Origin of the sequence: Streptomyces niphimycinicus (genome assembly GCF_018883605.1) — a bacterium.
GTDB lineage: Bacteria > Actinomycetota > Actinomycetes > Streptomycetales > Streptomycetaceae > Streptomyces > Streptomyces niphimycinicus.
This window is the reverse complement of the sequence record NZ_JAHLEM010000237.1, coordinates 14,575-30,953: the sequence shown is the minus strand read 5'-3', so window position 1 is coordinate 30,953 and position 16,379 is coordinate 14,575. Positions and strand designations below refer to the sequence as shown.

Sequence of the window (16,379 nt, the reverse complement as noted above, 5' to 3'; positions counted from 1 at the left end):
GTGTGGCCACGTTGGACGCCTGGAAGTTGCGAATCCGGAACAGGCTCAGGTCGAGTGCCGGTCGCGCGGCGTACCGGGACCGGCGGATCAGCACCGGGATCAGGACGACCCCGGCCACCGCGGTCGCCAGGACACGCGGGTCGTCCCAGCCCAGGTGCGGGCCGTAGATGACGGCGAAGCTGAGCAAGGCGGGCGCGGCGGCGCTCATGGCGACACCAAGGGGGTCGGGCAAGCCTCCGTCCCGGGAGCCGCGGGTCTCGGTCAGCAGGCGGGCACCCCAGACCGCGGTGAGCAGGCAGACGGGGACGTTGAGCAGGAAGACCCAGCGCCAGGTGGTGTATTCGATCAGGAGCGCGCCCAGGGTCGGGCCGATCGCGGTGGCGACGGCCGCCATGGCACCCCAGGTGCTGATCGCCGTGGCCCGGCGCTCCAGGGGAAAGGCGGGCAGGAGAAGCGCCAATGAGGCCGGAACGATGATGGCACCGAAGACACCTTGGGCCGCCCGTGCGGCGATGAGGACGCCGAGCCCGGGGGCGAGACCGCACAGGGCACTGCTGACCGCGAAGCCCATGAGACCGATCTGGAACAGGCGCTTGCGGCCGTAGGCGTCGGCCAGTTGCCCGGCCGGGATCAGGAACGCGGCGAAGACCAGGGTGTAGGCGTTGAGGACCCACACCAGGCGGGTGATACCGGCATCGAAACTGGTACTGATCGTGTCGAAGGCGACATTCACGATCGTGGTGTCGAGGAAGACGATGAACACACCGAGACTGGTCAGCGCCAGGATGCGGCGGGCATCTCCGTCCGGTACCGACGGGGCGGAGGCGACCGGGGTCGTCGCTTGCGGGGTGGACGGGATGGGCGGGGTGGACGGGATGGGCGGGATGGGCGGGATGGACATCGGCGCGCGGCTCCTCATACGGCTGTCGGGGTCGTCCTCACACGGCTGTCGGGTCCGGCGGCCCGCGCACCCCGCGCCGGCAGGGGGCGCGGTGACCGTCCGACGGGGCTACGGGTCACCGCCACGAGCTGATGACCAGCGTGAACAACGCGGTGAAGGCCACCCCCACGAAGATCAGGTACTGCGGGAAGAAACGCCGCCAGCGCTGGGTGAGCACGCCGATCAGCGTGAGCACGAGGCCGATGCCGACGATGCGCTGCCCCCGGGCGGCCGTGGAGCGCAGCACCCACTCGCCCGCGGGGACCCCGGCGCGCCCCGCCTCGGCCGCGTACACCTTGTAGGGGATGCCGCTGGCGGGCTGGTGCCGTACCGCGCGGGCACCCTCCGAGCCGATCTCCTTCTGCGCCGTGGTGTGCATGCGGGCGGTGGTCAGGGGCTGGGGCAGGTCGACGGAAGTCCCGGAGTACAGGGCGAGCGCGACCAGACCTCCGGCGACGCTGGCCACGGCGGCGCTCACGGTCAGCCGCAGCCCCGCCCTGGGCGCGGCGACGCACAGGACGGCGAGCATGAGCTCCGGCAGCAGCGGCCAGCTCAGCGCCTCGGTGAAGGACCAGGCGGCGACCAGAGCCAGGCCCTTCCAGGACACCGCCAGCCGGGCGATCCGGCTCCGGACCCGGCTGTCCCGGGGCCTGCACTCGGCCAGAAGTTCGAGGACCGCCGTGCGGGCGGTATCGGCGTCGGGGTCCCTCAGCGGCCGCCCGATCCGCACCCGCACGGCGTGCGGACGCAACCGTCCACGTTTGGGCAGCAGTTCCGCGGTGCCGGACAGGGCAACGGGCACCACCGGCACACCGTTGGAGACGGCCAGGTCGACCGCACCCCGGCGGAACGTGCCCACGCGGCCCGCTCCACGGGTGCCTTCGGGAAAGACGACGACCGCGTGTCCGGCGCGCAGCATGGGACCGGCGATGGCCTGGAGGTCGGAGTAGCCGCCACCGTGGCGGCGTACGGGAAACGCGGCGGCCAGGACCGAACACACCAGGCGGCGCACCCGGTTCCGGAACCAGTAGTCGGCGGCTGCCGCCACCCGGGGAGCACGGGCGACGCCGAGTGCGGCGAGGAGCACCGCCGTGTCCGCGTGCGAGGAGTGGTTGGCCACCACCACACAACCGCCCTTCGGCAGCTTCCCCTTGACGGTGAGACCACCGGTGAGGAGGAGGACGGTCCGCCAGAACCGCCGACGCAGCCAGGCCGCCAGCAGAAGTCGGAACGCGGGCCGCGCTCGCCGCCCGGGGGCCTCCGCTTCGCCGCCGACGAGCCGCTCGGGCCGCGTATCGCCGTCGGACCGCGTATCCCCCTCGGACCGCGTATCCCCCTCGGACCGCGCATCGCCCTCGGACCGCGCATCGCCCTGCGTATCGTTCCGCACCGCGGATAACGACCCGGTCGCCGCGTCCTTCGTCATGGCATGGCTCCCAACAGCAGAAGGGTCACGAGAAGTGAGTCGATGCGATCCAGGAGCCCCCCGAAACCGGGCAGCCAACGGCCCGCGTCCTTCACCCCAGCACCTCGTTTGATCATGGATTCGAGCAGGTCGCCCAGTGCGCAACCGCACAGCACGGCAAGCCAACGCAACGGGGTCCAGGCGTCCATGGCCCACAGCGCCAGACCGGACAAGGCGGCGGAGCCCACAACTCCGCCCCAGGTCTTGGCCGGTGAGAGCGCGGAGAGCGGACGGCTCAGGGGTCCGGAGCGGCCCAATGCCCGCCCGCCGCACCAGCCGCCCACGTCCGCGAAGGCCACGCTGACGCAGATCGCGATGGCGAGGTCCTCCAGGCACACCAGTCCGGTGAGGGCAACGGGCAGCCAGATGAGGCCGAAGGTGGTCCTGGCCGTGCGGTCGGCGCCATGGGCCGCGTCCTGGCCCACCAGAGGCGGCAGCGCGGCGGCGCAGAGCAGGACGCCGGCCATGGGCAGCGTGAGCACCCCGGGTCGCAGCCAGGCGATGAGGGGCAGAAGCACCCCGGCACCCAGCAGTACGGCGCCATCAGCGCGGCGCAGGCCCACCAGGCGCACGTACTCGGCGGAGCCCACCACCGCGAGCCCGGCCGCGAACAGCGCGGCTCCGGGTGCGCCGAAGCCCAGCGTCCCGCAGACGACCAGTGCGGTGACGCACCAGGTCCGCCAGCGGCGGCGCAGTTCGACGTTGCGGACGAAGAGAAGGGCGAGGCCGCTCACCGTGAGCGTCCCGGCGAGAAGCGGCACGGCCCGCGCCATCTCCGGCGGAAGCGGACCCGCGAAGGGGGTCACAGCCGACCGCTCAGAGGACCGTGGTCACGATCCTCGCCGACACGACCGCTCTCGCCGACATGACCGCTCTCGCCGTCATGACCGCCTTCGCCGTCACGGTGGTTGCAGAGCGCCACGACCTGAAACAACCGCACACCAGCGGTCACCACGGAACCGACCACCATCACCACCGCGGCGGGCGCATACCACCCGGACGCCGCGGCGACCGCGATAACCAGGCAGCGCTCGGTCTTCCCCATCGGACCGCCGTTGATTCTCCGCACCCCGGCCGCGGCCCCGGCGATGGAGATCCAGGACGGCGCCGAACTGGCCAGCAGCGCCCCGAGCACGAGCGAAGGCGATGCGTGCGGCAGAAATCCCAGAATCACCAGGAGATCCGCCGCTCGATCACCAATTTCATTGAGCAGCGAACCCAGGCGGGTCTGTTTCCCGGTTTCCCTGGCAATGGATCCGTCGAGATTCGCGCAGGCCAACCGAGCCGTCAGAAATACCACCACGGGAACTACGGCCCAGGGAGCGGGCAGCGCAGCAAAAGATGCCCCAGCAGCGCCTGCACAGAGTATTCCCGCAATGGTGACCGCATTCGGAGAGACGCCGCTCCGGATCAACCATCGCCGGAGCAGGGCTAATCGGCGGGCGAACCACGGTTTGAGCGCGTACAGCCCATTCATGGCGAGACCGTAACAAGCAGGTGAACAAAAGGACAGCGTCGATCCCCGAAGCTAGTAAATGCACCAGAGGCGCGTCTTACGGCGCTAGTGAATACACCAGACCCACGCTTTACAGACATCCTGAATACCCACTTCTGCATCGGATTCCCCGACCCGCACCGGCCCGATCCCCCGACATATCCCCGAATGGACGGCGGGGCCGATTCGGCCGGACGACCCACACTTTTCCCCGAAAACGCCCCGCGACGAACCATCCGCCCGCCTCCGAGCCCACATCCGGCGACGATCGCCGGACGTAAGCCCGAGGCCACTCCCGCCGGCCATCAGCCACAGCGCCCGTCCGGTTTATCTCGATTCCACCGGACATTGACCCTCCCCCGACCGATAAAGTGGCGTGCCCCACAGAGCACGCGGTACGCACCACCGACCGTGTCAGCGCACCCCTCCAAGTGGGGTAGAGTGTTCCGCGGAGGATTCGCCTAGAGGCCTAGGGCGCACGCTTGGAAAGCGTGTTGGGGGCAACCCCTCACGAGTTCGAATCTCGTATCCTCCGCCAGTGCCTCACCGGGCACGATGTCGAAGGGCCCCACCGCTCGCGGTGGGGCCCTTCGGCGTTCTCCGTCTCAGTTTCCGTCTCAGTCGGCTTCGGGCAGCTCCCAGAGCGCGCCTCCGACTTGTTGCGCGACCTTCCGCAGCATCGGCCCCGTCACGTGCATGTACCGGGCCCGCATCCGCGCCGCTCCCCCGGGCTCCCAACCCATGATCGCGTCCACCACGACATCCGGGACGCCCAGGAGGAGAAGAACAGTCGCGGCAGTGTGGCGAGCGTCATGCAGCCGTCCGTCCCGCACACCCGCGTCCCGAAGCAGCCGCTTCCACAGGTGATAGTCGGTGTTCGGACTCAGCGGCCCGCCGGTTGGCGAAGCGAAGACGTATCCCTTGTCCTCCCAGTCGGCACCAGCCTCGACCCGCTCCCTCTCCTGCTCCTCCTGGTGGTGGCGAAGCAACTTGATCAACGGATCGGGCAGGCCGACCGTGCGCCGTCCGGCACGCGACTTGGTGCTCTTGTGCTCGCGGCGGGTCTGCTGGCGCTGAGGGCAGTAGCCCGCCTTTCGCCCGCACGGATCATCACCGCAGCCGTGCGCGTACTTGGGGCGCAGCCGGTTCTTACGGATGCGGACGTACCCCGCGTCCAGGTCCACGTCTTCCCAATGCAGCCCGAGCGCTTCCCCTTGCCGGAGGCCGAGCGCCAGGGCGACGACCCAGCGAGCGCTGTTGCGGAGCTTGGCCGCCTCCACCAGCAGGCTTTGAACCTCTTCGATCGTGTACGGCTCGATGTCCTCTTCTTCGAGGCGCGGGGCCTTGGCGATCTCGGCCACGTTGGTGGGGATGTGCCCGCGCCGCACCGCCTCACCGAGGGCGACCCGGATCGTCCGGTGGACGTGGTGAGCAGTGCCGGCCGCGCTCCCGGCTTCCTGCATCTTCCGGTAGAAGCGTTCCAGGTGCTCGGGCTCCAGTCGATCGAGCTTGTGGGCACCGAGGCCCGGCACCAGGTGCACCCGCACATCGACCTCATACCCGTCGTACGAATTCTCGGAGACGTACGGCTTGGCGATGTTCTCGACCCAGTGCTCCAGCCAGGCTTGGACGGTCCAGCTCTGGCCCGGCTTCCTGAGCTTCTTCTCATCGCGCGCCCGCTCCATCTCGCGAACGGCCTTGGTCACCTCGGGCTTGGTCTTGCGCTCGATATGACGGCGGTCGGGCCTACCGTCATCACGAACGCCGACCGTCACCCGGCCGTGCCATTTCCCATCCTTGCCGAGGTAGATGGACGAGGCGCCGTTGGGCTGCCGGGTGCGCTTCCCCTCTGCCATATCCTCCCCCTTATGCCGCTTCGGCGGATCGGTTGCGCAGCTTGGCCACGTAGGCCGGTACGGCGTCGGCAGGCACCCGGCGCAGCCGCCCGACCGTCACCGATTCGATCTCTCCGGCGAGGACGAGCCGGAAGCACGTCGTGCGCCCGATACGAAGCCGCCGAGCCGCCTCCTCGACGGTCAAGAGCACCAAGGACGGGTCGGCATCGGTCTCCAACACGACGACATTGGACCGGGACTCAGCCACGGGTCGGTTCTCCTTCCGTTCCAGGGGCGGGGGTGATAGTGGCGGTCAGCCATTCCTCGGCTGGGGTGAGGCCGGTTCCGGCGTAGACCCAGTGGGCGAGGACGAGCGTGGTCTCGTCCGGGCCGGAGTCGGCCGCTTGAGCGCGTCGCCAGGCGGCGCGGGCGTCGCGGAGTGCGCCGAGGGTGGTGGAGTAGCGGCGGGATTTGGTGGAGAAGTGGCCCTGGAAGCCGAGCATGTGAGCCCAGGCACGGAGCCGGAGGTGTTCGAGGTCTTTGCGGGCGCCGAGTGCCCAGGCGGTACGGATGAGGCGGCGGGTGTGCTCGGGGACGTCGAGTTGGGCGAGTTCGGCGATGAGCCGTATCGGCCGGTCGAGGGCCCCGGTCGCGGTTTCGGCGCCCTTGGTGGCGTACTTGGCGATGTACGCGGCGACCGCCCGATCGGTCAGTTCCGTTCCGCCGTCCAATTCGGGCCCGCGAATGGGCCGCACGTCGAGCTGGCCGCCGAAGGCGAAGCGGTGGGCCCGGCCGTCGATCACCGGCCCTTTCACCTCTGCTTTGGCTGCGGCAGCGCGGATCGCGTCGGTCAGCAGTTCGGTGGTGGCCCAGGCTGGCGGCGGGGTGTCGCCCCCTTCCGGGCCGTCGAGCCGGATGACGGCGTGGAAGTGGACGGCGCCGCGTTTCTGGTACTCGGCGACCTTGGCGAAGGACAGCCGGGCGTGCTCGCGGAAGGCCCGTTGTGTGAGCCCGGCCCGCTTGGCGACCTCCCGCCGCAGGTAGATCGAGAACCGCCGCCACAGCAGACCCGCGTGAGCGTTCCAGAGCACCGCCGATTCGTAGTCGTACCGGTCCGGATCGAGCGGAGTACCAAGCGCGTCGCCCTCCTGGTCGTGGTGGACACCGCACCGGCACGGACGGCGGACACCGGCCGGGCCGGTGGGTCGGTTGTGGACGGGCCCAAAGCTGGGGGCGGTGAAGGTGGCGAAGACGCGCGGGTGCGTGGCGACCTCCTCGGGGGTGCCTTTGCCGCCGCGTAGTCCGGCGGTGATCAGGTGGAAGGTGTCGCGGCGGTAGGTCTCGGCGCAGGCCGGACAGCGGGTCACGCGGCGGTTGTTGCAGCGGACCAGGAGATGCCCGGCGGGCAGTTCGGTGGAGTCCAGGTGATGAAGGATGCGGCCGATCTCGCCGGTGTCCTGGTTGAGGTGGTGTTCGGTGCGGTGGCCGTCGAGGCGGATGGGGTTGGTGCAGCCGCCGAGGCCGGAGAGCTGGCGGAGCAGGGCGGGCATGGTGCCGAGTGCTGCCAGGCTGCGGAGTTCGGGCAGCGGTGGCGGGGTGGTGCGGGTGATGATGGGGTCTCCTCTTTCGGCTCTTTGGTCGGGAGGGGTTGGGCTGCCGGGGCGGCGGATGCTTGGCGGTATCGAGGCCGCCCCGGCAGTCGTGTTCGTGCGGGGTCAGCGGCGGCGCTGGCTGGCCAGAAGCGAGCGCATGACGACGGCGGCCACCGCGACGGAGACGGCCGTTACGGCGACGGCGGCGAGCAGGGCCGTCAGGACGATGCCGACCGTGACCACGGCGCCGACCGTTCCCGCGTTGAGCCCGCTCAGGGCCCCAGCCGGGCGAGCTGGAGCGGGTGCGTGGGCGTGCTGGCAGGAACAGGCCGGGGCGTGACTGTTCTGGGCCGTGGGGATGGCGGTGGGCACGTGGACGATCGACGGCGTGGGGGCTTCGGGGTACTTCGGACGGAACACAGCGATCTCCTCTCAGCTACTCGTCTAGTCGTGTTGGTCGTTGACGGAGTCGACGCCGGAGCGCGTACCGGACTCCACGGACGGCGCGATGCCGGTATGGGCGAGCCAGAAGCCGAACAGCGCGATCAAGACGGCAACCCACAGGCGGACGCCCATGAACTTGATCGCGATCCAGGCAACGGCACCGAGGACGAGGACCAGGGGCAGGCTGACGGTCACGGGCGATCTCCTTTCAGCGGACGGGGCAGCGGTGCGTACGAGCGGCGAGCTCGGCGGCAGCGCGGGTGTCGTAGTCGGCGGAGAAGTCACAGCGGGGAGCGGTGCACACGGCGGTGTGCTTCACCCGGCCCCGCTGATCGTTGGCGGTGCCGACGCGCACCGGGCCGATACGGGCGACGTTGCGGAAGCGGCGGAGCATGGAGGACTCCTGTCAGAGGCGGGAGGCGATGGCGTCAGCCAGCGTTGCCGGGACGCCGAGGCGGGCGCGCAGGGTGTCGGTGTCGATGGGCGAACCGGTACGGGCACGGTGTTCGTCGGCGAGCTTGCGCGCGTGGTTTACCAGGGCAGGAGGCACGTTGATCGTCGGTGACGGAGCATCTGGCGATGAGGCCAAGTCCACTCCAGCACCTCGGCGTTGCTCATCGGAGTGCTCCGTGAGCGGTGAGTCGACTTTGCCGCTATCGTTGGCTTGCCTCTGATCACGTAGCTGGGAGTCCGGCTGCGTCAATCGGTGGGTTTCGAGTGGATCGGCGACCGCGCCAGCCTCCCGCTCTGCGCGGGGGGTCCGCCTCATGGCGGGCGGTCGCCGGTCTCGTTCCTGCCCCGCGTCCTGACCATCGCCTTCCCTGGTTGAAGGCGGTGCGGTGTGGGCAAGAAGGGTCCCGCCGAGGAAGGCGACAGCAGGCCATCCGGCGACGAGGATGCGCAGCCAGGCCGGTACGTCGGCCAGGTCGAGCAGTCCGGCGGTGGCGACGTTCGCCCCAAGCGACGCGACAAGGGCGACCACGAACCAGCACCAGCCCGCCGCCTTGGACGCCCCCGACCGGAGCCGCTTCCACGCAGCCACAAGCAACAGGTCGACCGAGACCGGATAAGCCCACGCCTTCCACCCCTCCTGTCCGGCCGCCGAGGCCAGGTCATGCAGGTGGGCGAAGGACAGCGCGGCAGCGATGACCGCTTGCACCAACACCGCGTCAATCCGCGCCAGATGAGCGCGCATGGGTAGAGACTCCTTGGTTCGGTCAGCCGCCCGCCGTGAGTTCGTCGGCCCGTGCGCGAGCGGCAGCGGCGACCTCAGTGGCCTGGGCGTCATCGGGCTGGGCAGCGGCGATGCGCTCCAACAGGTCCGCTTTGCGGTTCATCAACTCGGCGTTACTCCCGGCCCCGCGTGTGCGGAAGTCGGCCAGGTCGGCCAGGAGCGCGGAGACCTCGGAGATGGTGGGACGGGACACAGGGACTCCCTTTCGGTTTCAGGCATGGCGGGGGTAGGGACACGGCGCGGGTACGGTCGCGCCGACCGTTGGATAGGAGTGGCTACTCGGTGGCCGGGAGCGGCTTGAGCAGCGAGGTCGGAGCACTCACCGGGACGGCCGGCACGTCAGGCCGGAACGGCTCCAGCGCGGGCATGTCCGGCACGAGGTGAGCGGTCTCGCGGCACGCTTCGGCCGCCTCAGCCAGCGACAGATACGGGGTGCGGATACGGGACCAGCCGCCGGAAGTGTCGCCAGCTACCGCGAGACCGGGCCGCTCCGGAGCGATGGCGCAGGCTGCGCCAACGGCTTCGGGGGCGATGTCGCCGAGCGCCATCTTGGCGGAGGCTTCGTCGTTCACGCGGTGGCAGACCCGGCCGGTCAACTGGGCCCGCAGCATGGTCGCGCCCTTGCCCAGCTCGGCGCCGAAGCGCTGTCCGCAGACCTCCAGGTAGATGCCTGCCGCGCGGCCGAGTTGGGCGAGCCGGATGAGCTGGGTGACCATCTCGTCCCGCCGCTCCTCGTCCTTCCGGGTGGCGACGAGGAAGAGTTCGGCCACCTCGTCCACAACCAGCACCACCGGCACCGGCCGCTCCTCCTCCGGCAAGCCCCAGATGTCAGAGGTGATCTCCTCATCCGGAGTGCTGGGCGCGATGCCCTGCCGGGCCTTGATCAGGTCGTACCGGTCCTCCATCAGCCCGACCAGCACAGGCAGCAGTTCCGCGGCCTGCACAGGATCGGTAGCCAGCGCCGACAGTCGTGGAGCGAACGGCGCCAGCTCGACACCGCGCTTGCAGTCGATCCCGACCAGCGCAACCGGTTGCCGGGCGAGCCCGGCGATGAGGTGCCGCAGGAACATTGACTTCCCCGACAATGTGGCGCCCAGCGTCAGTTGGTGCGGGATGGCCCGGTAGTCCCGGACGAACGGCGTCGCGTCCTCCCGCAGCGCCACCGGCACCTTGAGGAACCCGCCACCGGTCTTGCGAGGCATCCGCACCTTCCGCAGCACATCGAAGCCGATCAGCCGCAGCTCAACCACACCCGGTTTGATCTCCTCCACGTAGGCGCCGTGCACGCCCCAGGCATGCCGCAGTCGTTCGGCCGACGCCGCCACGTCCGCCGGTTCCTGCCCCGGCGCCAACCGCAGCCGCACCCGCAGCCCGGTCGACGTAGGCCGGATCAGCCCCCGACGAGGAGGCACCGGCCGCACCTCCCGATGCGTGAACGCCTGCACCGCCCAGGCCCGCAACCGGGACGGCGGAACGGTCAGCCCACACGCGTCCATCACGGACCCGTACGACCCCAGCAGCCGGGCCGTCGCAATGGGCATCCCGACCGTGGACCAGTAGGCGGCCGGGTGCCGGACCCGGAGGTAGGCAGCCCCGCCAACCGTCGCGGCGACCGGACCACCCACCTCCATCAGCGTCATCACATCAGCCATCAGGCTCAGGCCCCCGCACCGACCGATATGGCGGCCGGGGCGATGGCCTCGGCGCGGAAGGCGATGCCGTGCCGCTGCTGCCCGTTGAACACGGTGTCCCAGGGCCGGGCGATCAGACCGATAAGGGTGACCGGCGAACCGAGGGCCAGCCCCTCCGTGACCCCGCTCTCCGGCACAGTCACCTGAAGCAGCGAGGACTCCCCGCCGTCGATGTAGACGACGCCAAGCCGCATCAGCACTTCACCGCTCTGCGCGTCCTTGGCGATCTCGCCGGTCTGCCGGTCCTTCACCTTCGGCTCCGGCGCCTCAGTCAGCAGAACCGTGGCACCGGAGGTCTCAACTCGGATGGAACGCAACTACTTCTCCTCATCTCGCATTCAACCCACCTACTTGTGTAGATGAGTTGCGGCCTTCGAACCCGAACGAGCGGGACCGAGGACCACCATGCCACACAGCTTGCCCACTCGTCTATACGAGTACGTGTCTTTGTGCGTACGAGTCAGAAGAAGCAGCCCGGGGCCACCACGCCCCGGCCATGCGTCAGTTGGCAGGAAGCTGGTAGGCGAGGACGTACGCATCGGCGGCCATCACGGTGTCGCACACCTCCACCGCCCGCCCCTCAGCGTCGAAAGCGGTCCGGACGAGATGGATCACCGGCACCCCGGAGGCGAGCTGGAGCGTACGCACCTCGGCCGGGGAGGGCATCCGGGCCCGGATCTCCTCATCGAAGTGATCCAGGCGGTGCCCCATCTCCTCCAGCCGGGCATAGATGCCACCGGGGCCGGGGTTGGGCTGCGCAATCGGAGTGTTCCGCGCCAGGTCGAGCGGCAGATACGAGGTGGCGAACTCCACCGGCCGCCCATCCAGCAGATACCGCCGCCGCCGGGCCAGCACCTTACGAGGAGAACCCAGCCGGGCCGAGATGTCCTGCGACGGCCGCTCCTCCTTCACCTCGAGGTTGTCCACCTCCGGGCGACTGCCCGCCGCTTCCGCCTCCACCGTGAAGGCAGCCTTCCCCTGCTCCCGATGCCGCCGCGCGAACCGGTCCGAGGCCAGCCGCCGCACGGGTGGCCGGGGCCGCACGAAGACCCCCTTGCCGTGCTCGGACACGGCTAGGCCCTCTTGCTGGAGCAGCGACAGAGCGTTGCGGACGGTCATCCGCGAGACACCGAAGTGATCGACCAGCTCAGTCTCCGAGGGCAGCTTGTCGCCCTCCCGGAAGCGCCCCTTGTCGATCGCTTCCCGCAGCGCATCAGCGATCTGCCGGAACACCGCCCGGTCGCTCGTCGGGTCCAATACACCCAGGACGGAAGTCAGGGAAGGCATGTACACGTACTCCTTTAGGTATCTAGACGAGCGGCTGACCGGGATTGCTACGGTGGAGAGCCTAGCCAGCCGAGAGGGCCGAGGAACGTGAGCACTGAGCGCCCGCACTCCGTGAGCGTCGCCGGAGTCATCGTCGACGACGCGGGCCGTGCGCTGCTGATCAAGCGACGCGATAACGGTAAGTGGGAACCGCCCGGCGGCGTGCTGGAACGTGAGGAAACCATCCCCGACGCGCTTCAGCGGGAAGTCCTCGAAGAGACCGGCATCAAGATCGCGCTTCCCGCGACCCTCACCGGCGTCTACAAGAACATGACCGGCCTGATCGTCTCCATGGTCTTCCGCTGCGATGCGATCGACGGCGCCCCGACCACCGGAGCGGAGACCCGGGCCCTGCGCTGGGCCACCCGCGACGAGGTCACCGAGCTGGCCGACGAGGCATACGCGATCCGCGTCCTGGACGCGCTCGACAGCACCAGCCCGCCGGCCATCCGCGCCCACGACGGCGTACGACTCATCTAGCACGCACCCACGACCCATAGCCCCTACCAGCACGAAGGAACTTGTATGGACGAGTATATGAGTGCTCCGCGAGTTTGGGGCCTGATGTGCCCAGGATCCCGAGAAGAAGTCACCCGCGCCCGCCGCTGGACCCGCGACATCCTCAACAACCACCCCTGCGCCGACGACGCCGAGCTCATCGTCAGCGAACTCGGCAGCAACGCCCTCACCCACACCGCCAGCGGCACCGCCTACGGCACCTTCCAACTCACACTGTCCCTCTCACCCCACACCGTCGCGATCTCCGTAACCGACGAGGGAGGCCACCCCGAAGAAGTCAGCCCTACGGAGGCCGACGCAGACGACACCCACGGCCGCGGATTAACCATCGTCATGGCACTCGCCCGCCGCCTGGACATCACCGGCAGCCAGTACGGCCGCACCGTCACCGCCCAGCTCGTAGCACCCGAGACAGGAGCCACCACATGCTGAGGCCCCTGCTACGCCCCGGCTACTGGTGCGAATGCTGGACGCGCTCACCAGCCACAGGCCCCCGCTCAGTCCTGCTCGCCTCCATCGAAACCGACAGCCCCAGCGAGGCCACCAGTTGGGTTCGCATCACCGTGCGAACCATCGCCTCAGCACTCGACCGCGAAACAGCCCACGAGGCATGGGACTGGGTCACCTACGGCCACAAAGAAGCCGAAGACGCCCTCACCAACGGGCAAGCAGCCACATTCGCCCTCACCCAACAAGACACCCACATCGAATGGATCCTCCGGCCGGTCATCTACCTACCCCTCGCCCACCGCGAATCCCAACGCCTCCCGGCATGCGCCGAACAGTTCACATGCCCCACCACACACAAGATCGCCCGACACCAGCCCAACAGCCACTGAGTTACAACCTTCTCTACAGGTTCAAGGCGGCTCGCTCCGCTCACCGCGCGCGGCCCGGCCCCCGGCCGGGCCTGCGCTCCTGTCTCCGCCCCGCTCCAGCCCGGCCGCCGCCCGTGCCGCGCACACAGCAAGCAGCCACTCGCCCTCAAAAATTGATGCCTCCGGCGGGGGCGCTCAGACTCCAGGATGGACGGGGCGCCGTTCGCGAGTGCGGGATACCGGTGGCGTGCGTGGGGAGCTCCCATCCCGTCTGCCGTCGACCCAGGCAGAGCCGAGCAGACGCGGCCCCTGGCGTCCAGGTCGTTCGTACAGTGGCGCGCTCCACCTGGACGCCAGGGACCGCGCCCGCTCCACGGTGTGTGGGTCGACGGCAGACGGGATGGGAGCTGGGGTGAGTGGTGGGCTGAGAGCTCGGGGCGGCTTGTCAGTGTGGGTGGCTAACATCCGGAGTATGTCGGCAAAACGACCTAAAGTACCGAGCGAACTGCGCAGACGGGTACTCATCGAGGCCGGTCACCGTTGTGCGATTCCAGCTTGCAAGACCACCCCCGTGGAGATCGCGCACATCATCCCTTGGTCGAAAACGCGAAAGCATGAATTCAAGAATTTAATTGCACTCTGCCCGACGTGCCACACTCGATTCGACGATCCGCACGGTTCTATAGACCGGAAGGCCATGCGGCAATACAAGGCGAATCTGAACCCTCTGCTATCTGTGGGCCTTCGCAACCGGGAAGGGCAGGCCGCCCTCCTTGCCGCATATCAGGAGCTCAGAGCTAGGTTCGCCGACTGGGTTCCGGCTGAGGTTCAGCATGCGGCGGCCAAATCTCGCAGGTCTTCATCACTCAAGGAAGTGGCGGATCTCAGGTCACAGTCCGTCCATAAATTCTCATGGGCAATGTGCGCCGTGCTGGATTTCCAATCAGCGTGGAAAGATTCAGAGGCATCAGACCTCGTCGGATCGATCCTGTATCACGTGGCGGGTTGGAGCGACGAAGTACACGACGCACCATTCCCTCTGCCAAAAGAGACTAGGCAGCGCGACATCGCAGAGGAAATCTCTGAAGCTTCGACCGAGCTCCACCTGATGGTATGCGAGGAACTCTCCATGTAGGCAGCGAATGTTGGTGCCGCGAGGTCGTCGTGGCTTGCTCCGGTCGACGGTACCGGCAGCGTGGCTACGCCAGGCGCACGAGCCCACCGACCCTGACCCGCAAAAACCCAGCTCACCAAGATTCCTGCCAAGACCCAGGGCAAGAAGACAGCCTTTGACTCACCCGCTGAGGCTCCGCCGAGCGGCTTGACGCTCCGCCTCCTCAATCTCGCATTCACTGATTCGCGCCTGAACTCGCACGTCTTGCGCAATATGGGTTGGAAGCTTCGTCGAGGGGAAGATTCGCGCGTCGATAACCTGCTCCACTGTGAGGGCCTTCGTTCCGTCGAGTCGCGCTTCTCTCAGGTCAGCCCCCTGTAGCTGCGCTTCAGTCATGTCTGCGCCCCTCAAGTCGACACCCCACAAAGTGGCGTTCTCTAGACAGGCGCCATGCAGACGGACGTTCCGTAGATCAGCACCGGTCAGGTTGACGATCAAAAGGTTGGCCCAGCAGAAATCTGCACCCTTAAAGCGAGACCCCTGAAGCTCCGCACCAAAGAGATCGGTCCGAAAGAATTGGGCATTATCTAGCCATGCCTCGCGGAGTTCGATGTTTCTCAAAGAGTGGTTGTATAGCTCTGCGCCTCTGAGATCCGTCTGCGTGAGGTTGACGCGTTCCAGTCCCCCCTCTTCCTCCATAGCCTCACGCTCGGGGCGCCGGCCAAGTACTACAAGGGCCGCCTGAAGGTCGCCTCGCAGCTGCCCACGACGCCTACCACCCTCGACTTTGGCTTCGGCCTCAGATGGCTCCTCGCTCGCGTCGTGTTTCTGCGCGTGCTCGCGAATGAAGGCCGAAAGAACTTCTACCACCGTATTGTGGTCACGCTCAGAGTCGCGCATGATGCGTTCGAGCGCGTAAATCCCGCCCAGGCGTTCCGTCAAGATATCGGAGGCGATCAACTTAACCGCCTCAACATAGCGCCCCGTGACTTGCCCTTCGCGAGCTAATTCTGCATCGTGCGCATCCTTATTTCGATTGTGATGCAGCGTAAGAGCGGCCACTACTCCACCGACTGCGGCCACCAATGAAGCTCGAAAACCGGTGATAACCACCCCATCGGCTGGTTCCAAGTTTCCCTTACGTAAGTGAGCGCCATCGAGCCACCAAGGTCCCTGCCATAGGAGCAGCATGAACACCAGGGAACCGACCACCGCGGCACCCAACTTCCAATATCTCGAAACGAACGTTGCGCTGCTCCGCCCCCGCATCTTCACCATGCGCATGGTTATAGCAGGGAGTGCCTGCATGCCGTGGCCCACTCCGGTAAACGCCAAGGGCCAGGCAACATGTTGACGCCGGAGGGGTACAGCGAGGCACACGCGCCATGTCGGTTGACTGACCCGCCGCAGTGGCTGACTGTCGTCACCGAGGCCCACAGCAGTGCGGTTCTCGACCAAGGTACGAGGGTAGTGACGTCGACGTGAGCGATGACCACAAGGAAGAGCTACGCAGTCTCCTCAGCCACCTGGGTGCTGGCATCCGTGACACGCACTACCGACCCGCGTACGACGCAGCCGCGAACATCTGCTCCGGCATCTTCGACACGATCCCTGTAGACCTCCACGATGTCGTGCGCGAGGCGGTCATGGCCGGATACGCAGCCGCGCTGAGCGACCTGGGTGACGGCAAGCTAGACGACCAGGTTCGAGAGCGGTCCGAGATCATCGAGTGAGACGTCGCGCTGCGGGCCGTCTCAGTTTCCGTCTCATTCAGCGCCGTTCACGGCCGTTCAGACGAGACCGGAGGCGGTAGCCGCTCAGACGACCGGCCGAGTATGAACGCAGGTGAACGGCCTTGTCCCTAGCCCAGCAAGGCACCAACAGACTTGGAAAGCGTGTTGGGGGC

General features: G+C 67.9%; 21 protein-coding genes and 1 tRNA gene. 6 read left to right on the top strand and 16 right to left on the bottom strand.

Annotated features, from left to right (window positions below; genetic code table 11):
• The 4 genes from KN815_RS21910 to KN815_RS21895 all read right to left on the bottom strand — a co-directional run.
• Window positions 1–901 (bottom strand): MFS transporter (locus tag KN815_RS21910; RefSeq protein WP_216343644.1); only part of this gene is annotated, 901 nt, incomplete at its 3' end.
• Between the two features lie 115 nt (window positions 902–1,016).
• On the bottom strand, window positions 1,017–2,366 hold the full coding sequence (locus KN815_RS21905) for a lysophospholipid acyltransferase family protein (RefSeq protein ID WP_216343643.1): 1,350 nt from the start codon (window positions 2,364–2,366) through the stop codon (window positions 1,017–1,019).
• A complete protein-coding gene (locus tag KN815_RS21900) occupies window positions 2,363–3,166 on the bottom strand; it encodes a phosphatidate cytidylyltransferase (RefSeq protein ID WP_308403668.1) in 804 nt (267 codons plus the stop codon). Before KN815_RS21900 ends, KN815_RS21905 begins: the two co-directional genes overlap by 4 nt.
• 41 nt (window positions 3,167–3,207) lie before the next feature.
• Complete coding sequence (locus KN815_RS21895) at window positions 3,208–3,882, bottom strand: CDP-alcohol phosphatidyltransferase family protein (RefSeq protein WP_216343642.1); 675 nt, start codon at window positions 3,880–3,882, stop codon at window positions 3,208–3,210.
• A gap of 468 nt (window positions 3,883–4,350) precedes the next feature.
• Between KN815_RS21895 and KN815_RS21890 the strand changes: the two genes are divergently transcribed.
• Window positions 4,351–4,438, top strand: a tRNA-Ser gene (locus tag KN815_RS21890).
• Window positions 4,439–4,517: 79 nt separating this feature from the next.
• Here KN815_RS21890 and KN815_RS21885 read toward each other — a convergent pair.
• From KN815_RS21885 to KN815_RS21835, 11 genes are all read right to left on the bottom strand, one after another.
• Complete coding sequence (locus KN815_RS21885; protein ID WP_216343641.1) at window positions 4,518–5,756, bottom strand: tyrosine-type recombinase/integrase; 1,239 nt, start codon at window positions 5,754–5,756, stop codon at window positions 4,518–4,520.
• Between the two features lie 10 nt (window positions 5,757–5,766).
• A complete protein-coding gene (locus KN815_RS21880; RefSeq protein WP_099014235.1) occupies window positions 5,767–6,003 on the bottom strand; it encodes an excisionase family DNA-binding protein in 237 nt (78 codons plus the stop codon).
• Window positions 5,996–7,285, bottom strand: a complete 1,290-nt coding sequence (locus KN815_RS21875; RefSeq protein WP_216343640.1) for a replication initiator — start codon at window positions 7,283–7,285, stop codon at window positions 5,996–5,998. The genes KN815_RS21880 and KN815_RS21875 overlap by 8 nt, the downstream gene beginning before the upstream one ends.
• A 165-nt stretch (window positions 7,286–7,450) precedes the next feature.
• On the bottom strand, window positions 7,451–7,747 hold the full coding sequence (locus KN815_RS21870; protein WP_216343639.1) for a hypothetical protein: 297 nt from the start codon (window positions 7,745–7,747) through the stop codon (window positions 7,451–7,453).
• A 24-nt stretch (window positions 7,748–7,771) separates the two neighbouring features.
• Complete coding sequence (locus KN815_RS21865) at window positions 7,772–7,966, bottom strand: hypothetical protein (RefSeq protein WP_216343638.1); 195 nt, start codon at window positions 7,964–7,966, stop codon at window positions 7,772–7,774.
• 13 nt (window positions 7,967–7,979) lie between these two features.
• Complete coding sequence (locus KN815_RS21860; RefSeq protein WP_037954184.1) at window positions 7,980–8,165, bottom strand: mobile element transfer protein; 186 nt, start codon at window positions 8,163–8,165, stop codon at window positions 7,980–7,982.
• Window positions 8,166–8,177: 12 nt separating this feature from the next.
• Entirely contained in the window at window positions 8,178–8,966 is a 789-nt protein-coding gene (locus KN815_RS21855; RefSeq protein ID WP_216343637.1) for a DUF2637 domain-containing protein, read from the bottom strand.
• A 22-nt stretch (window positions 8,967–8,988) separates the two neighbouring features.
• Entirely contained in the window at window positions 8,989–9,198 is a 210-nt protein-coding gene (locus tag KN815_RS21850) for a hypothetical protein (RefSeq protein ID WP_216343636.1), read from the bottom strand.
• Between the two features lie 82 nt (window positions 9,199–9,280).
• Window positions 9,281–10,657, bottom strand: coding sequence for an FtsK/SpoIIIE domain-containing protein (locus tag KN815_RS21845; RefSeq protein ID WP_216343635.1), 1,377 nt, complete (start codon window positions 10,655–10,657; stop codon window positions 9,281–9,283).
• Window positions 10,658–10,662: 5 nt separating this feature from the next.
• A complete protein-coding gene (locus KN815_RS21840; RefSeq protein ID WP_044572293.1) occupies window positions 10,663–11,013 on the bottom strand; it encodes an SCO3933 family regulatory protein in 351 nt (116 codons plus the stop codon).
• A gap of 184 nt (window positions 11,014–11,197) precedes the next feature.
• Complete coding sequence (locus KN815_RS21835) at window positions 11,198–11,983, bottom strand: GntR family transcriptional regulator (RefSeq protein ID WP_216343634.1); 786 nt, start codon at window positions 11,981–11,983, stop codon at window positions 11,198–11,200.
• Window positions 11,984–12,094: 111 nt separating this feature from the next.
• Between KN815_RS21835 and KN815_RS21830 the strand changes: the two genes are divergently transcribed.
• From KN815_RS21830 to KN815_RS21815, 4 genes are all read left to right on the top strand, one after another.
• Window positions 12,095–12,502: an NUDIX hydrolase gene (locus KN815_RS21830; RefSeq protein WP_216343646.1), complete on the top strand. Its 408-nt coding sequence runs from the start codon at window positions 12,095–12,097 to the stop codon at window positions 12,500–12,502.
• Between the two features lie 45 nt (window positions 12,503–12,547).
• A complete protein-coding gene (locus KN815_RS21825) occupies window positions 12,548–12,973 on the top strand; it encodes an ATP-binding protein (RefSeq protein ID WP_216343633.1) in 426 nt (141 codons plus the stop codon).
• Window positions 12,967–13,380 carry a hypothetical protein gene (locus KN815_RS21820; protein ID WP_216343632.1) on the top strand — a complete coding sequence of 138 codons (414 nt, stop codon included), beginning with the start codon at window positions 12,967–12,969 and terminating at the stop codon, window positions 13,378–13,380. Before KN815_RS21825 ends, KN815_RS21820 begins: the two co-directional genes overlap by 7 nt.
• A gap of 379 nt (window positions 13,381–13,759) precedes the next feature.
• Window positions 13,760–14,494, top strand: coding sequence for an HNH endonuclease (locus tag KN815_RS21815; protein WP_308403667.1), 735 nt, complete (start codon window positions 13,760–13,762; stop codon window positions 14,492–14,494).
• Between the two features lie 159 nt (window positions 14,495–14,653).
• On the opposite strand, the gene KN815_RS21810 is transcribed toward KN815_RS21815, so the two are convergent.
• Window positions 14,654–15,664: a pentapeptide repeat-containing protein gene (locus KN815_RS21810; protein WP_253209158.1), complete on the bottom strand. Its 1,011-nt coding sequence runs from the start codon at window positions 15,662–15,664 to the stop codon at window positions 14,654–14,656.
• A 290-nt stretch (window positions 15,665–15,954) separates the two neighbouring features.
• Between KN815_RS21810 and KN815_RS21805 the strand changes: the two genes are divergently transcribed.
• Window positions 15,955–16,206: a hypothetical protein gene (locus tag KN815_RS21805; protein ID WP_216343629.1), complete on the top strand. Its 252-nt coding sequence runs from the start codon at window positions 15,955–15,957 to the stop codon at window positions 16,204–16,206.
• The last annotated feature ends 173 nt before the right edge of the window (window positions 16,207–16,379 follow it).

Excerpts from the sequence above, each read along its gene's own strand:
- KN815_RS21905 (WP_216343643.1), bottom strand. The coding sequence starts at position 2,366 with ATGACGAAGGACGCGGCGACCGGGTCGTTATCCGCGGTGCGGAACGAT.
- KN815_RS21895 (WP_216343642.1), bottom strand. The coding sequence starts at position 3,882 with ATGAATGGGCTGTACGCGCTCAAACCGTGGTTCGCCCGCCGATTAGCC.
- KN815_RS21885 (WP_216343641.1), bottom strand. The coding sequence starts at position 5,756 with ATGGCAGAGGGGAAGCGCACCCGGCAGCCCAACGGCGCCTCGTCCATC.
- KN815_RS21875 (WP_216343640.1), bottom strand. The coding sequence starts at position 7,285 with ATGCCCGCCCTGCTCCGCCAGCTCTCCGGCCTCGGCGGCTGCACCAAC.
- KN815_RS21860 (WP_037954184.1), bottom strand. The coding sequence starts at position 8,165 with ATGCTCCGCCGCTTCCGCAACGTCGCCCGTATCGGCCCGGTGCGCGTC.
- KN815_RS21855 (WP_216343637.1), bottom strand. The coding sequence starts at position 8,966 with ATGCGCGCTCATCTGGCGCGGATTGACGCGGTGTTGGTGCAAGCGGTC.
- KN815_RS21845 (WP_216343635.1), bottom strand. The coding sequence starts at position 10,657 with ATGGCTGATGTGATGACGCTGATGGAGGTGGGTGGTCCGGTCGCCGCG.
- KN815_RS21835 (WP_216343634.1), bottom strand. The coding sequence starts at position 11,983 with ATGCCTTCCCTGACTTCCGTCCTGGGTGTATTGGACCCGACGAGCGAC.
- KN815_RS21825 (WP_216343633.1), top strand. The coding sequence starts at position 12,548 with ATGGACGAGTATATGAGTGCTCCGCGAGTTTGGGGCCTGATGTGCCCA.
- KN815_RS21820 (WP_216343632.1), top strand. The coding sequence starts at position 12,967 with ATGCTGAGGCCCCTGCTACGCCCCGGCTACTGGTGCGAATGCTGGACG.
- KN815_RS21815 (WP_308403667.1), top strand. The coding sequence starts at position 13,760 with ATGGGAGCTGGGGTGAGTGGTGGGCTGAGAGCTCGGGGCGGCTTGTCA.
- KN815_RS21810 (WP_253209158.1), bottom strand. The coding sequence starts at position 15,664 with ATGCTGCTCCTATGGCAGGGACCTTGGTGGCTCGATGGCGCTCACTTA.